The 15928-nt window shown below is 42.1% G+C and carries 16 protein-coding genes, 1 tRNA gene and 1 rRNA gene; 14 read left to right on the top strand and 4 right to left on the bottom strand.

Translation table 11 applies throughout. The features are described 5' to 3' along the window. Positions 1 to 45 precede the first annotated feature (45 nt). The 3 genes from DL92_RS19090 to DL92_RS0111645 are packed head-to-tail and all read right to left on the bottom strand — an operon-like array spanning position 46 to position 3237. Complete coding sequence (locus DL92_RS19090; protein WP_051625313.1) at positions 46 to 939, bottom strand: TPM domain-containing protein; 894 nt, start codon at positions 937 to 939, stop codon at positions 46 to 48. A gap of 36 nt (positions 940 to 975) precedes the next feature. After that, positions 976 to 2031, bottom strand: a complete 1056-nt coding sequence (locus DL92_RS0111650) for a TFIIB-type zinc ribbon-containing protein (protein ID WP_026667804.1) — start codon at positions 2029 to 2031, stop codon at positions 976 to 978. A 15-nt stretch (positions 2032 to 2046) separates the two neighbouring features. Beyond that, entirely contained in the window at positions 2047 to 3237 is a 1191-nt protein-coding gene (locus DL92_RS0111645; RefSeq protein WP_026667803.1) for an SPFH domain-containing protein, read from the bottom strand. Between the two features lie 179 nt (positions 3238 to 3416). On the opposite strand from DL92_RS0111645, the gene DL92_RS0111640 reads away from it, so the two are divergent. The 6 genes from DL92_RS0111640 (at position 3417) to DL92_RS0111615 (ending at position 8668) form a co-directional block, all read left to right on the top strand. Next, positions 3417 to 4976, top strand: a complete 1560-nt coding sequence (locus DL92_RS0111640) for an ASKHA domain-containing protein (RefSeq protein ID WP_026667802.1) — start codon at positions 3417 to 3419, stop codon at positions 4974 to 4976. A 101-nt stretch (positions 4977 to 5077) separates the two neighbouring features. Next, positions 5078 to 5980: a YARHG domain-containing protein gene (locus DL92_RS0111635; protein ID WP_026667801.1), complete on the top strand. Its 903-nt coding sequence runs from the start codon at positions 5078 to 5080 to the stop codon at positions 5978 to 5980. Positions 5981 to 6104: 124 nt separating this feature from the next. Continuing rightward, on the top strand, positions 6105 to 6437 hold the full coding sequence (locus tag DL92_RS0111630) for a cupin domain-containing protein (RefSeq protein WP_026667800.1): 333 nt from the start codon (positions 6105 to 6107) through the stop codon (positions 6435 to 6437). After that, on the top strand, positions 6434 to 6604 hold the full coding sequence (locus DL92_RS21265) for a DUF6472 family protein (protein ID WP_175531841.1): 171 nt from the start codon (positions 6434 to 6436) through the stop codon (positions 6602 to 6604). The genes DL92_RS0111630 and DL92_RS21265 overlap by 4 nt, the downstream gene beginning before the upstream one ends. Positions 6605 to 6612: 8 nt before the next feature. Next, on the top strand, positions 6613 to 7278 hold the full coding sequence (locus tag DL92_RS0111620) for an NUDIX hydrolase (protein ID WP_026656486.1): 666 nt from the start codon (positions 6613 to 6615) through the stop codon (positions 7276 to 7278). 244 nt (positions 7279 to 7522) lie between these two features. Continuing rightward, positions 7523 to 8668, top strand: coding sequence for a Yip1 family protein (locus DL92_RS0111615; protein ID WP_026667799.1), 1146 nt, complete (start codon positions 7523 to 7525; stop codon positions 8666 to 8668). 187 nt (positions 8669 to 8855) lie between these two features. On the opposite strand, the gene DL92_RS0111610 is transcribed toward DL92_RS0111615, so the two are convergent. After that, positions 8856 to 8942 (bottom strand) — tRNA-Ser (locus DL92_RS0111610). 124 nt (positions 8943 to 9066) lie between these two features. Between DL92_RS0111610 and DL92_RS0111605 the strand changes: the two genes are divergently transcribed. The 8 genes from DL92_RS0111605 to DL92_RS0111570 form a co-directional block, all read left to right on the top strand. Further along, the gene (locus DL92_RS0111605) at positions 9067 to 10140 is read left to right on the top strand and encodes a 6-phosphofructokinase (RefSeq protein WP_026656488.1); all 1074 of its coding nucleotides are present in this window, start codon (positions 9067 to 9069) and stop codon (positions 10138 to 10140) included. Positions 10141 to 10176: 36 nt separating this feature from the next. Then, positions 10177 to 11775 carry a DNA polymerase III subunit gamma/tau gene (gene dnaX / locus DL92_RS0111600; protein WP_026667798.1) on the top strand — a complete coding sequence of 533 codons (1599 nt, stop codon included), beginning with the start codon at positions 10177 to 10179 and terminating at the stop codon, positions 11773 to 11775. A gap of 2 nt (positions 11776 to 11777) precedes the next feature. Next, on the top strand, positions 11778 to 12125 hold the full coding sequence (locus tag DL92_RS0111595; protein ID WP_026656491.1) for a YbaB/EbfC family nucleoid-associated protein: 348 nt from the start codon (positions 11778 to 11780) through the stop codon (positions 12123 to 12125). Then, a complete protein-coding gene (gene recR / locus DL92_RS0111590; RefSeq protein ID WP_026656492.1) occupies positions 12125 to 12724 on the top strand; it encodes a recombination mediator RecR in 600 nt (199 codons plus the stop codon). The genes DL92_RS0111595 and recR overlap by 1 nt, the downstream gene beginning before the upstream one ends. A 30-nt stretch (positions 12725 to 12754) precedes the next feature. Then, positions 12755 to 13792: an aldose epimerase family protein gene (locus DL92_RS0111585; RefSeq protein ID WP_026656493.1), complete on the top strand. Its 1038-nt coding sequence runs from the start codon at positions 12755 to 12757 to the stop codon at positions 13790 to 13792. A gap of 54 nt (positions 13793 to 13846) precedes the next feature. Continuing rightward, positions 13847 to 15070: a DUF5711 family protein gene (locus DL92_RS0111580; RefSeq protein WP_026667797.1), complete on the top strand. Its 1224-nt coding sequence runs from the start codon at positions 13847 to 13849 to the stop codon at positions 15068 to 15070. A 47-nt stretch (positions 15071 to 15117) separates the two neighbouring features. Continuing rightward, positions 15118 to 15582, top strand: a complete 465-nt coding sequence (locus tag DL92_RS0111575) for a CvpA family protein (protein WP_026667796.1) — start codon at positions 15118 to 15120, stop codon at positions 15580 to 15582. A gap of 205 nt (positions 15583 to 15787) precedes the next feature. Continuing rightward, positions 15788 to 15928 (top strand): 16S ribosomal RNA (locus DL92_RS0111570); the annotation flags it as partial.

Below are 15928 nucleotides of genomic sequence, written 5' to 3'. Positions count from 1 at the left end.
AAACAGTTAATAAAGAAATGATAAAAAATAAATATACAGATTATATCAGAAGTGTCCGTGGCTTCCTCCGTGAGAATGCCCGGAACTTGAGGTGTGAAAAGAACTGCCGCCTCCGGAGTGGCTTCTGGAGCCGTTGTCCTCGGATTTTCTTACCCTTGATACGCTGCTTGTAATGAAAGTGTCGGTATGAACTTTCATATGAATTCCGTCATGGGTGCGGTATTCCGATGCACTGTTGTTGATGTGAACGGTATTTAGCTTCGCTGCCATAACGCCTATAGGTATGATCGCGGTTGCAAGTCCTATGAGGATGCTCAGAAAAATGTGGCTCTTAGGATCGTAGGTGCTTCCGGAATCATATGAAGTTCCCGAGCCCTCCTCGATATCATACGGTGTTCCTGCGTAAAACAGATCAAGGTAATGGTCGGCTTTCTCGATATAGACTTCAAATGCACCGTAGTAGTCGCCGTCTTTTAGATAGGGCAGCATTTCGTCGGTCATTTCCGCCTGGCCGTAGTCGGTGAAAGCAGAAATTCCGTCGCCTGATGTGCTTATGGCCCATTCTCTTGTATCCATGGAAAGAACAAAGAGAACTCCGGCATCGTTGTAATCGGCACCAAATCCGTTGTAATCAAAATAATCGTCAGCAAAAGCTTCAATGCTTCCCGAGTGGGAAGTTACGGTCAGGATGACTACGTTGCAGTGCTGTTTTTCGCTGAGTTCGTTAAGCTTGCTGAGTATTGTGGCTTTTTCGGATGAACTAAGCAGTTCTGCCTGGTCAAGGAGTCTTTCTTTTTGCCTCGTTGCGGGAATCGAGTAATCGTCCCAAAGAGGCGTCTGGTCGGCATGAACAGGAAAACTTGTGAAAAAGCAGATAAATACTGCAACAAGAAGTCCCAATATATGTATATGTTTGTTTATAAAAATTATTTTTTTCATATTGTTTTACTGTAATAACCTTTTGGTATAGCGAAGTTACATGAAAAAGAACATGGCAATATAAGCAAGTGCGGTAAATCCGAGTGCAAACGGTATATAGTACTTCAAAGCCTGCGTGAAACTAAAAGGAAGTTTTCCTACAAATTTACCGGTTTGTCCGTTCATGGCAAAAAGATAGTTTTGGTCATTCCAGCTCGTGTTAAGTATGTACACGGGGTAGAGTGCATATTTGTGGGAAGAGTTAACCGTACTGCACGTAACATTCACGGGAGTAACAGAGTCGTACCCTGAAACAGTCTGCTGGAAGTCGATGGTGGTCGTATGTTCCATTCGCGACAGGGCTCTGGATATCGATTCTTCAGAAGTTACATTGTATTTGTTTGCCAGGAAACCTGCGAGATAGCCCATGTTAAACGAGAGCATCTTGCTTCTGTCAAACGGTTCAAGGGAATCCATGAGGTCGTCAGGCATTTCCTTTGAAGCATCAACGGGAACCTGCTTGAAACTTTCGGTACCTTCGCGAAGCACACTGTAGTACTTGGTCTCCGTGTAATAATATCTTGAATCGGACCATGATCTGTGCTTTGTTGCCTTGTATTCGCCGCTGAAATGTTCGGTAGCATCGTAGAGCCAGAAAGGGACATAAATTCCGCGTATCTCATCAATATGATTTTTCTCCGCAAAAACCGGCGGTACCAGCTTTCTTTCAGCTACATAGCTTTTGTAGGTGCTTACCGCGTCCTCTTTTGTCTTGGCAAAAGGAATTATGTAGTCCGGCTTGAATTCGCCGGTAAATTTCTCTTTTACTACGATGTTATTGCTGCAAAAAGGGCATTTGGTAGAGCCAAGTGATTCTGTAGTGATGATCTCACCGCCGCAGGAAACGCATGAATAGATAAAAAGAGGTTCGCTTTCTCCGGTTTCGGAAGAAGTGTTTTCTGTCGGCGTGCCGGTGCTGCTTGAGTTGTGGTTTGCCACATAGTCTTTTACATCAAATTCAGAATCGCAATATGGACATTTCAGTTTCTGGGTTTTGGGATTAAATTCCATAGCCCCGCCACAGGCGGGGCATTCATATTCTTGTAAAGCCATATTATCCTCAATAAATCAATTTGCTTTGGGTGAACCGCAGCTTGTGCAGAAGTTTCCTTCATTTACAGTTCCGCAAGAGCAGGTCCATGAAGTTGAAGGCTTCTTGGCACCGCAGTTAGAGCAGAAGTTACCTGTATTTACAGAACCGCATGAACATGTCCACGATCCTGCAGATGCCTGAGCGGGCTGAGCCTGCTGTTGTGCGCCCATTGCAAAGAGCTGGTTTGCGTTCATTCCACCTGCCTGCTGAGCCATGTTCATTCCTGCGAATGCCATCATAGGGCCTGCTGCGGTGTTTTTTGCTGCATCTTGCATAGCCTGTGCCTGTGCACTTGCGATAGTGGCGGCGGCCATGTTGGGATTTCTGAGTGCGCCTGCGCGCTGAAGCTCTTTTATAGTCTTTTCATCTTCTTCGTTTGCGATTACAGAGCTTACGCCAAAGCTTGTAATGGTGATTCCGTAGAATCCTGCCCATTTATCTGAAAGAACTTCGTTGAGAGCGTTTGCAATCTCGGTTGTGTGACCGGGAAGCGCGCTGTATCTTATGCCCATCTCGGAGATCTTTGCAAATGCGGGCTGAAGAGCTGTGAGAAGCTCACTCTTAAGCTGCGAATCAATTTTTTCCTTGGTGAAAGATCCCTCCACGTTTCCGCAGATGTTCTTGTAGAAAAGAACGGGATCAACAACTCTGTAACTGTATTCGCCGTGACATTTGATGCTTACATCCATATCAAGGCCGATATTTGTGTCAACTACGCGGAATGGAACGGGATTGACCGTGCCGTATTTGTTTCCGAGGATTTCTTTTGTATTTATGAAATATACGCGCTGGTCTTTGGGAGCAACTCCGCCGAATCCAACTCTTTTTCCGAATTCCTTGAAACTGTTTACGATAGATTCGCTTAAGTTTCCGTAAAAGATTGAAGATTCGGTTGAAACGTCGTATACGAATTCGCCTGCCTCGGCGCAGATCTCGGTAATCTGTCCCTGATCAACAAGGATCATGCACTGACCTTCGTTGATAGCGATGATTGATCCGTCTGAGATCACGTTGTCGGATCCTTTTTTATTTGAGCCTCTTCCGGCCTTTTTTTCACCTTTTGTAAGTAATGTGTCGTTTGATAATGAAGGACAGTAAAAATACTCTCTCCACTGATCGGCGAGTACGCTGCCTCCGGCTGCCATTGCTGCTTGAATAAGCCCCATAACTGTCTCCTTTCATAACTAAAATTCAGAGTATATTGTGGAAAACCTCTGTTTATTTTAGATTTTTTGTGAGTTTACAAGTAATATTTTCGCACATTTAATCTTAAAAAACTATAATATCGGGAAAATAATGGTATGATACTCTAAAGTAGAAAAAAACAGTTTGCGCGGTGGTAAGAGTGAAGAAAATCAGGATCGGCATTGAATACAAAAATAATAATGTTACTCTTGAAACCCTTAAAGGAAAGCAGTTAAAAGGGCTTCTTGCAGATGCGGGTCTTGAGGCATCTTATCCGTGCGGCGGAGTGGGCAGATGCGGGAAGTGCAAAGTGCGATTCACGGAGGGCGCGCCTTATCCGAATACACTCGATAAAAGTTTTTTAAGTGAAAAAGAAATTGCGCAGGGCGTAAGACTTTTGTGCAGGTGCAGTCTTGAAACGGATTGCAAGGTGTGTATCGATGGCGCGGGATTTGCCGAAGAGGATATCGTGGCGGAGACGGCAAAGAGCTCTTTTTCCGGAAAAAAATATGATAAGTACGGCATAGCTGTCGACATCGGTACAACGACGATCGCGGCGGCACTTGTGGGAGTGTCGCTTGACGGGGAAAAAGAAATAATAGATACGGCAGGCGGTATAAATCATCAGAGGCGTGTCGGAGCGGATGTTATATCGAGGATTGCGTATGCGTCCGGCTTAGGTATTGTGGGAAACAAGGAAAAGCTTGATGAACTCAGAGAGTTGGTGCTTGATGATATTTCAGCATTGATTGAAAAACTTGGTAAAAGAGCTTCTGGAGACTTGGCTGCGATAGTTGTTACGGGGAATACCACGATGCTTCATATTTTCAGAGGTCTTGATATCGAGGGACTCGGAAAATATCCGTATAAGCCGGTTGATAACTGCGTATATGAAACTGAGATGTTTGGGACAAAGCTTGTGACAATGCCGGGAATATCTGCATTTGTCGGAGCGGATATTGTTGCAGGCATATATTATGCGGATATTATAAACGAAGAGGGAAGGAAAGAGCTTCTTTTGGACCTTGGAACCAACGGGGAGATGGCATTTTTTGACGGGAAGAATCTGAAGGTGACTTCGACTGCGGCAGGCCCAGTATTTGAAGGCGGCGGAATATCCTGCGGAACTGCGTCCGTGCCCGGCGCGATATGCAGGGTTGATATAAATGGTAGCCGCGACAACGGCTTTTTTACGAAAATAAGTACTATAGGTGGTAAAGCACCCATAGGACTATGCGGAACGGGCATAATGGAGGCGGTTTCTGAGCTTGTACGAAATGGGATTGTTGATAAAAGCGGACTTCTTGCAGATGAATTTTTTGACAGGGGGTTCGCCCTTACGGACGACGCTGAACTGACTGTGACTCAGCAGGATATAAGAATGATCCAGCTTGCAAAGGGTGCGGTCTACACAGGACTTAAAGAACTTGTAGGAGATGATGCTCCTGACAAGGTGTATGTTGCAGGCGGATTTGGAACGAATCTTAATTATGATAGGATAAGGTATATCAGGCTTTTTCCCGACAGCTTTGCAGGAAAAGCCGAGAGTATCGGGAACAGTGCACTAAAAGGCGCAGTGAAATTGCTTTCTGAGATTATTACCGGAAGAAAAGAGGAAGCTTTATCTAATCTGAATAAGATAAGTGAATGTGCAACGGAGGTTGTGCTCGCCAATAAAGAAGACTTTGACGATTCTTTTGTTGATGCTATGAATTTCTGATGGCGTTGTATTAACGAAGATATTATATTGTTTATTTACTGAAACTTCGCTGTTTTGCAACTGCGAAGTTTCAGTTGGTTTAATATATGGTGGGGGATATCATGCAAAGAATCACAAGAAAAAAGGCGTGGATGTTTGGATATGTGCTTTTGTTATTTTTGCAGGGCTGTTCAGAAAATGAATTACACAAGAGCAATGATATGCAGGATGCTTATGCTATGTGTGAGGGTATTTGGAGCACAGATGGAAAAACTTCTGATGAAATTGTTGCTAATGGCGGAATGATATTCACGATTGAAAAAAGTAGCAATGGAGAACTTAAAGGGAATGTTTTTTATCAACAAGCAGAGAGCCAGCGGGTGGCTACTATAGAAAATATAGTCGGAGTTATAGAGAATGGAAAAATTCTGTTTGATTATACAGATGATGGATGGGGAAATAATGGATCAATAGAAGTGCTTCTTTCACAAGAAGAAGTAATTGTGAAAATTGATAGAGATGATGAAGTTAGTAGTGAATATGCGTTAGATGGTACTTTTTCTTTAAAAAGAATGAACTCAGGTAATATGAATGTTGAAAAACAATGTGAGATTGATGAGGAAAGCGAAGAAAAATATCAATCTTATTGGTCTGCGGAGCAGATTATGGAGGAGAAGAAAAAGCGAGAGAATATAGTTAATGATAAGGAATATTATGAATTTGTAAATGGATATAAAGAAAGTCAGATGGTTACGGATGGTTCGTGGATTTTTGAACCATTAATTTCCACAGATAGTGTTGTGTATTCAAAGGAACAATTTGAAGAAATGCCTAAATTGATGATACATATTATCAAAAATGAAATATATGCCAGACATGGATATGTTTTTAATGATGATAAGTTGCAGAATTATTTTGAAATGCAATTATGGTATGTCCCTGACAAAGAAAAATCATTTGAACCTGATGTTTTAAATTCGTATGAGAAAGCAAATTTGGAAGTTTTGGCAGAATTGGACAGATAATAGTATGCAATTTATATATGTTTATATTTTTATTGCGTAAGTAAAAAAAGAATGGAATCATATCTCTATCTTTGTTATCTTGAGATAGAGGTTTGTTCTATAAAAATAATTTGGAGGTATACTCATGTTAGATGATAGATGGGTTTTTTATGATGATGTTAAGCCTGAGGATCAGGGTAATGGCGTAGTGAGAAGGGTTCTTGCGTACAGCAAAGACCTGATGTGCGTTGAGAATACTTTTGAGGAAGGTGCTATAGGAGCCCTTCATCACCATCCGCATACGCAGATTACTTATGTTGTGAGCGGAAAGTTTGAATTTGAGATTGATGGGATAAAAAAGATTGTCAAAGCCGGAGATACCATGCTTAAGACAGATAGCGTCGAGCACGGCTGCGTGTGTCTTGAGAAGGGTGTTCTTCTTGATATCTTTAATCCCATGAGAGAGGATTTTGTATGATCTGTGATACTTGTGCAAATTATGTCTATGACGAAGACTGGGAATGTTATACGTGCATGGTAAATATGGACGAAGATGATTACTATAGGCTTATGTCCGGCAATAACAAGGACTGTCCGTATTATCAGGACAATGATGAATATAAAGTCGTAAGACATCAGATGTGAGGAGAGTTATGGAAGGACCAAAGATTACAAAAGAAAAAGTTAAGCCCGTGTTCGATGAAAAGTTTATCAGGGTTTTTGATCTTCAGTACGATGAAGGAAGACATTATTTTAATGCGACAAGAAGGCCGCTTGATGAGCTTGCTTCTATTAAGAGTGATGAAGAGTTTAAGAAAATGGTTCCCGATGCCGTCAGCTGTGTAGTGGTTATTGAAGACGGCGATGAGCCGAAGCTTCTTCTTTCATATGAGTACAGATATCCAGTCGGAAGATTTTTGCTCGGAGTTCCTGCGGGACTTGTAGATCCCGAAGATAAGGACGGCGGTTCTCCGGTTATCACTACTGCAATCAGGGAAATCCACGAGGAGACGGGAATTGTTGTCGATGAATCAAGGGATGAAGTATATGTTATCAATCCGCTTTTGTTCAGCACTCCCGGAATGACGGATGAGAGCAATGCTCTTGTCGGAGTCGTTTTGAAGGGGCACGATCTGTCTGATCTTACGCAGTCGGGAGCTGAAGGGCAGGAGTGCTTTGACGGATTTGTTTTTGTTGATAAGGCTAAGGCAAAAGATCTTTTGAAAAAAGGAATGGATGACAGAGGACACTTCTATTCAGTATATACGTGGTCGGCACTGATGTATTTTGTAAGCGACATGTGGAAAGAACATAGATAACACTTTTTTAACAGAATAAAATTTTATTAAAATACCGATTATAAGCGAATTTGCTTGTGATCGGTATTATTTTTCGTAGATTATTACAAATACATATTGACGTAATGGTAACAAGAATGGTAACATAAGTATACTTGGAATGTTAATTTACAAGTAAAGTATAATTATCAATTTAGAAACAGGCTATCAGACACTTTATTCAAGGCATGCGATAGAGGGGGATGGATAGCAGGAGGTAATACAGATGGGTGTGTGCGAATATTGTGGAAAAGAACTTGCGGACGGAGAACTTTGTACATGTGCGCAAGCGCAGAATAAACGTGAAGCCAATGACGAGATAAGAAAAGTTTTCGATATGATGGATAAAAGAGAATTCGGAGAGGAAGAGCGTAAGGCTAAGCCTAAGAGAAAATCCACACGTGCCAAGAAGAGCGAAACATTTGCCGAGGAGATGAAGACATTTGAGGAATCATCAGAGGAAAAACTTGAAGAGAAGGCTGTGAAAAAGACAAGAGCAAAGGCTAAAGCAGAGCCGAAGGCTGAGATGAAAGCTGAAACAACAGAAGAAGCTTCTGAAGTAAAAGAAGAGACTGCCGAAGCAAAAGCTGAAGAGGCAATAGAAACAAAGGCTGAAGGATTAGTTAATACCAAGCCGGTATTCAGTGTTTTTTCAAATGCGGAAGTTAAGGAAGAACCTGCCAAGAAGGAAGTAAAGAGTAAAAAGGAGCGTTCTGCAAAGAAGCCTGAGGTTGATTTTGTTGCGATCAAAGAGGATGCATCTGAAGCATTTGCAAGATTTGTTGACTTGTTCAGCAAGCCTGTTACCAACGGTGCAACTTTTGCCGCAGGAAAGAATTTTACTTCCGCACTTATATTTATGGTTGCTCAGATTATATTCTCATCAATTTTTGTGGCTGTAGTTATTTGTAAGATAAACAATGAGATGCAGGAACAGGTATTTCCGTTCATGGATCTGTCAGGATATACATTTTCGGCAGGAGGATCTTTTATCCTTGCCATGTTGTTCTCTGCTTTGCTTGCGGTAGTATTTGCACTTCTTATGTTTGCCGCAGGAAGAGCAATGAATATTGATATCGAGTTTAAGGAAGCTGTTGCGATAGCGGGTATCAAGTCCGCATTTATGATACCTTGCATAATACTTGCAATATTCTTTACAATGATAAAAGCAATGCTTGGAATCGGCATCTATCTTATCTTTGGAATAGTGGTGCTCTGTATGGTATTTGGTATTGTATTTGAGAAATATAAGAGAAACAAGAACGCTATGCTGTATCTATACTCTGCAGTAATATTGATGTTCCTGATAATTCTTTTTGTTATCTATTCAAACTCAGTTAAATTGTACATTCCCGATGCATTCCTTAAGTAGTCCGCATGAATGTATAGTGGGAAATGTGCTTTTGCCATTCAAAGGGGCTGTGAAATAATCAGTTCATGAAAAAAGAGAAGTGATAGCTGGAAACAGCCAATTACTTCTCTTTTTTCATGGTAAAATATTACCATGATCAAACAAACCAATTCTTATTACTGATTAAAACAGCATTTTTACAATATAGCGGAGTCGGAGGGATTCGAACCCTCGTGCCCAAAAAGGACAAACGCATTTCGAGTGCGCCTCATTACGACCACTTTGATACGACTCCAGAACGTTTTACATTATACTTATTATACAGGCCTTCGTCAATCGGTATTAACTTGGCATTGGGAATATTATTTTGTATAATTAACGGTAGTATGCGATAAAAAATAGGAGGAGGCCTATTCATTATGATTAGAATCGGGATGTTGACCAGCGGTGGTGACTGTCAGGCTTTGAATGCTGCTATGAGAGGTGTTGTGAAATGCATCGCCAATAGCGGAGAAGAAGTTGAGTTCTACGGTTTTTTGAATGGCTACAAAGGGCTTATATACGGCGATTTTCGTATGCTTACTTCCAGGGATTTTTCGGGCATACTTACAAAAGGTGGCACAATACTCGGAAGTTCGAGAACACCTTTTAAGACGATCAAGGATCCGGATGAGAACGGACTTGATAAAGTTGAGGCAATGAAGCAGAACTATTACAAGTTAAAGCTGGATTGTCTCGTGATACTCGGAGGAAACGGTTCACAGAAGACTGCGAATCTTTTGAGCGAAGAAGGACTTAATATTGTTTCTCTTCCGAAGACTATCGACAACGATCTGTGGGGAACGGATATGACATTCGGCTTCCAGAGTGCGGTTGATATTGCGACGGGTGTAATTGATAACATCCATACTACGGCCGATTCGCACGGACGAGTATTTATCATTGAAGTAATGGGACATAAGGTAGGCTGGCTTACTCTTAACGCAGGAATTGCGGGCGGAGCGGATGTAGTCCTTATACCTGAGATTCCTTATGATATAGACAAGGTGTGCAATGCGATAAGAGCTCGTGATGAGCACGGCAGCAGATTTACCATTATCGCGGTTGCAGAGGGCGCGATTTCCAAGAAGGACGCCAAGCTTTCCAAGAAAGAATATAAAGAGAAGGTAGCAAACCGCAAATATCCTTCTGTTTCATATGAGATTGCCGATGCGATCCAGAAAAAGACCGGACACGAAGTAAGAGTTACCGTTCCCGGCCACATGCAAAGAGGTGGAGCGCCTGATCCTTATGACAGAGTTTTTGCATCGAGACTCGGTGCGGAAGCCGGCTGGCTTGTGCTTAAAAAGCAGTACGGATATATGGTGGCTTACAAGAACAGAGAGATAGTTAAGGTTCCGCTTAAGGAAATTGCGGGCAAGCTTAAATCTGTGGCACCTGATGCCGGAATAATCAAAGAGGCCAAGGCTTTGGGAGTTTGCTTCGGAGATTAAGCAATAAAAAAGTTTTGTTTGGAGCAATTATTTTAGATGAGTTATGTTGCATTATACAGAAAATTCAGACCACCTGTTTTTGAAGATGTAAAAGGACAGGATCATATAGTAACCACGCTGAAAAATCAGATCAAATCTGACAGAGTCGGACACGCTTACCTGTTTTGCGGAACACGCGGAACAGGTAAGACTTCTGTTGCCAAGATTCTGGCAAAAGCCGTAAATTGTGAACATCCGATAGACGGAAGCCCCTGCGGTGAATGCGAGATGTGCAGGGAAATTGCCGCCGGAAACAGCATGAATGTGATAGAAATCGATGCTGCATCGAACAACGGTGTTGATAATGTAAGAGAGATCATAGACGAAGTTTCTTATTCTCCGACAAAGGGAAAGCGCAAAGTGTACATCATAGACGAGGTTCACATGTTGTCTACGGGTGCTTTTAACGCGCTTTTGAAAACTCTGGAGGAACCTCCGTCATATGTAATGTTTATTCTGGCAACAACGGAAGTTCATAAGATTCCTATCACAATTCTTTCAAGATGTCAGAGATATGACTTCCACAGGATTACAGTGGACAGTATTGAGCAGCGTCTCAGAGAAGTTGTTGATTCGGAAGGAATCACGGTCGAGGAGAGGGCTCTCAGATATATTGCAAAGACTGCAGACGGATCTATGAGAGATTCTCTGAGTCTACTTGATCAGTGCGTTGCGTTTAATTATGGCGAAGAGCTTACCTACGATAAGGTGCTGAATGTGCTCGGAGCCGTTGACACTGAGGTGTTTAGCAAGCTCTTTTCCGCAATATATAGTCAGAACGCGGATGAAGCACTCAAGATATTGGCAGATGTAGTCGTTCAGGGACGAGAGCTTTCGCAGTTTGTAAATGATTTTGTCTGGTATCTGCGCAATCTTATGCTTATTCAGGCTTCGGATCAGATGGAAGATGTTGTTGATATTTCCACCGATAACCTGAAAGTGCTGAAGGAACAGGCAGAAGGCGTTGATGTAGACGTTCTTCTTAGATATATCAGAATTTTTTCCGAACTTTCTTCTCAGCTGCGCTTTGCTACGCAGAAGAGGGTACTTATAGAAATAACTCTTATCAAGATGTGTAAGCCGCAGATGGAGCCGGGTGAAGATTCGCTCGAGGACAGGCTTAGGATCCTGGAGAAGAATGCCGAAGAGAATTCGAAGCTGTTAAAGGGAATTCAGGGTGGACAGATCGCTGTTACAACGAGTGCTGCGGCCGCCTCCGGGAGTTCTGATATTGTAAGGGAAAAGAAGGTGCTGGACAGGGCTGTTCCCGATGATATAAAGCGAATTGTTTCGAATTGGCCGAGGGTTATCGCGGGAATGGAAAATCCCATGAAGACCTACCTGCAGAGAGCAAAGTTGAGTCTTGGAAACAACGAGGCACTGCAGATTGTTTTTGACAACAAGCAACTCGCCGATAAATATTCTTCGGGACAGTCGGCTGAGGATCTTCAAAATGTTCTTGATAATTCTATCGGCAAGCATGTGGCATTTGAGACGCGCTATGTTGAGCCACAGCAGACTTTTGAAGAAAACTTCGTAAATTTGCAAGCTATAAATTTTGATATAGTTACAGAAGATGAAGAAAAGGAGAACTAGAAATGGCTAAAAGAGGCGGTTTCCCCGGAGGCGGAATGCCCGGAAACATGAACAATCTTATGAAACAGGCGCAGAGAATGCAGCGTCAGATGGAGGAGAGTCAGAAAGAACTTGAGACCAAAGAATTCACTGCCAAATCCGGCGGCGGTGCTGTAGAGGCGACTGTATATGGAAATAAGACTTTAAAGAGCGTTGTTATATCACCTGATGCGGTTGATCCCGATGATGTTGAGATGCTTCAGGATATGATAGTTGCCGCAGTTAACGAGGCTATGAAGCAGGCTGACGAAGCAAGCGGAGCCATGATCGGCAAGATGACAGGCGGATTAGGCGGAGGATTTCCTTTCTGATGGATCTTTACAGCGGACATATTAATCGGCTGATAGATGAACTTGCTTCCCTGCCGGGAATAGGTGGCAAATCGGCGCAGAGGCTTGCTTTTTATATAATCAATCTCCCTAAGGACAGGGTAAAAAAGCTTGCCGATTCAATAACAAGTGCGAGAGAAAATGTGCATTACTGCAAAGTGTGCTGTACTCTTACCGATGAAGACATCTGCCCTATATGCGGTAATCAGAACAGAAATCACAAGATTATTATGGTTGTGGAAAATGCCAGAGATCTGGCGGCATATGAGAAAACCGGGAAGTACGAAGGGGTGTATCATGTACTGCATGGTGCGATTTCCCCGATGTTGGGAATTGGTCCGGGGGATATAAGACTGGCTGAGCTTATGCAGAGGCTTCAGACAGAAGATGTTGAGGAAGTTATTGTAGCGACCAATTCAAGTCTTGAAGGTGAAACAACAGCAATGTATATAAGTAAGCTGATCAAACCCACAGGCATTAAAGTTACGAGAATAGCCAGTGGTGTTCCTGTAGGCGGAGACTTGGAATATATTGATGAAGTTACTTTGCTCAGGGCTTTGGAAGGTAGAACAGAACTGTAATGTTCACGAATTATGGAGGTAATGTAAAAAATGGCAGTAAAAAAAGTGTTATTTGGAGAAACACCAAATAAGGAGCAGGTGTTTGAGTACCATATCTCAAACAAGAACAATGTTGAGGTTGTTGTTATCAACTTCGGAGTTACTATCAAGAATATTTTTGTACCTGATAAGGATGGAAAGGTTGTTGACGTTGTTCTTGGATATGACGATCTTGCCGGATATCTTGAGAACTCATGCTTCCTCGGATCGACTGTAGGACCTACAGCTAACAGAATCTGCGAAGCTAAGTACAAGATTGACGGAAAAGAATTCTCTCTTCCTGTTAATGATGGACCCAATAACCTTCACACAGATATGAATAATGGATTCCATAAGAGAGTATGGGATGCCGTAGAAGGTGATGACAGCGTTAAATTCACTCTTAAATCAGAGGATGGCGACCTTGGATTTGCTGGAAACAGAGTATTTGAAGTTACATATTCTCTTTCAGACGACAATTCATTGTCTATCCATTACAATGCAACAAGTGATGCAAATACACTTATCAATATGACAAATCACGCATACTTTAACTTGAACGGTCAGGGATCGATCCTTGATCATACACTTAAGCTTAATGCGTCACACTATACACCTGTAATCGATTCTGCAGCTATTCCTACAGGCGAGATTGCAAGTGTTGTCGGAACACCTTTTGATTTCCTTGCAGAGAAGACTATCGGAAAAGATATCAATGCAGATAACGAGCAGCTTAAGGCTGTTGGCGGATACGATCACAACTACGTTGTTGATAATGCTGACGGTTCTATCAATGAGATCGCTGTTCTTTCATCAGCTCAGACAGGTATCACAATGAAGTGCTTCACCGATCTTCCGGGTGTTCAGCTCTATGCAGGGAACTTCCTTAGCGGAGAAAATTGCAAGGGTGGAGTAAGCTATAAGAGCAGAGAAGGAGTGTGCCTTGAGACACAGTTCTATCCCAACTCTATCAATCAGGAAGGTTTCCCTAAGCCTGTTTTTGGCCCTGATAAGGTTTATGATACAACAACAATCTATCAGTTCGTATAATTCTGATAAATTAGAAAAAAGCTTTTTGCGAAGCTGATATTATGGAGGTTTGTCTTGGCAGAAGTACGTGACTTTAGTACATATGCTGGTAAATTGAATAGCAGGAAAAAGAGCGGTGCATCTGACAGGCAGACCTCTTACAAAGAAAAAATCAGGAGCCACAAGCTTAAAGTTTTTATAAGAGCGGTGGTTCTTATCGTATTTTGTACGGTTATGATCTCGGTCATATACATAAGTTGGCGTGACAAGGTGTATTCTGAAGCGATTACGGTAAAAGGCGTGCCTATATCTATTGAAGACGATACTAAGATAGTAAGTCTCGGCGGACACATGGTGCGGTGCAGTAAGGACGGCGTGAGTTGCTATGATTCATCCGGAAAGGCACTTTGGACTCAGCCGTATCAGATGCAGAATCCAAAAGCAAGAACATGCGCCAATACCATAGCTATCGGAGATGATAACGGCCACGAGATCTATGTGGGCGATATCAACGGTCTGTTGGGAAAAGTGGATATAAACATGCCTATGAGAGATTTTTGCGTGTCATCGCAGGGTGTGGTTGCTGCGGTTCTTGACGGAGAAGATGTTGCCTGGATATATCTTTACAGCGCGCAAGGTGAAGAACTTGCCAGATTCAGAACAACAATGAAAGATTATGGATATCCGCAGAAGATCAGTATTTCTCCGAACGGTCAGCTTGTGTGCGTATCGTACCTCGGACCTGAAGATGGAAATATAATATCGAAAGTTGCTTTTTATAATTTTGGCGATGTTGGAAAAAATGTAGAAGATAATCTGGTCAGCTCTTACAATTATAATAATTCCGTTGCTCCTTTTGTTCAGTTTTTTGACTCTGATAGGTCATTTTCAGTTTCCAATGACAAGATCATGTTCTATTCAGGATCGCAGAAACCTGAGAAGCAGGCGGAGGAAACAATAGAGAACGATGAAATAAGATCTGTGCGTTACAGTGATTCTTATGTCGGACTTGTGTTTGCTGAAGGTTCCGATAAGGGAGCATACAGGCTTGAAGTGTATAACACGGCGGGAAATCACGTGTTGACCACATATTATGATATCGACGGCGCGGATATTATTTTTAGTAATAAGCAGATTGTTATCTATAATCAAAATGATTATCTGATAAAAGATATGAACGGAAGAGTCAAGTATCAGGGAACATTTGAAGAACCGGTAAGGACAATGATACCTACAGGTTCAAAGAGTAATTTCATTTTGGCAACAAGAGAAAGCATTGATACATTGGTACTTAAGTGAGTTTATATTGTTGTGCTTGTATTAAGAAGCACGGACAGAGGATTATTATGAGTATAGACATTTCACAGATTGTAATTACAGTTGCGGTAGTCTGTATTATTTTATGGAGAATATCATACGGATCAAATATTGGCCTGGTTGCGGAAGCGGCAGGCTTAATTGCTGTCTTGGCGACATTTGCATCGGTGTATTTTATTATGGGCATAATGGAAAATGTCCTGGATAAGAGCTTTGGAGGCATAATTCCAAAGATTGGATATCTGATTGTGGCGTTCGTTGTTTACAGAGTAATGACCGCGATCGGGGAAAACCTTCGGAAAATGAAGGAAATACCTGTGCTGGGAAGCTTTGACAGGATTCTTGGAGCGGTGCTTGGATTGATTGAAGCAATTGCGATTTTATACCTGATAGAATACATTACTGATATAAAACTCTTGACAACCCTCCAGGCCGCATGGGGAGAGACTTTTGGGAGTTTTAAAGACCAATTTTTAAAAAGTTTTATAAAATAATCAAAAAATTTTAAAAAAGGTGTTGACACGGCCTATACCCTGTGATATTCTAAGTAAGCTGTCGCTGAGGACAGCGCAAACAAAGCACTTTGACAAATAAACAGTAATGCAACCCTGAAAGATTCCAAGAGAATAATTCAGAAAAATGTAAATTAACGGACAGAACGAAAAGCCAAGCTTAAGTTCTTAGCCGGATTAAACTTTTAAACGTGAGAGTTCGATCCTGGCTCAGGATGAACGCTGGCGGCGTGCCTAACACATGCAAGTCGAACGGAGATTTAACGCTGATGAAGCTTCGGCAGATTCTTGTTAAATCTTAGTGGCGGACGGGTGAGTAACGCGTGGG

It is taken from the genome of Butyrivibrio sp. AE2005 (genome assembly GCF_000686965.1).
Lineage (GTDB): Bacteria > Bacillota > Clostridia > Lachnospirales > Lachnospiraceae > Butyrivibrio > Butyrivibrio hungatei_A.
Note: the sequence above shows the minus strand (reverse complement) of the source record. Positions and strands in the feature narration are given on the sequence as shown.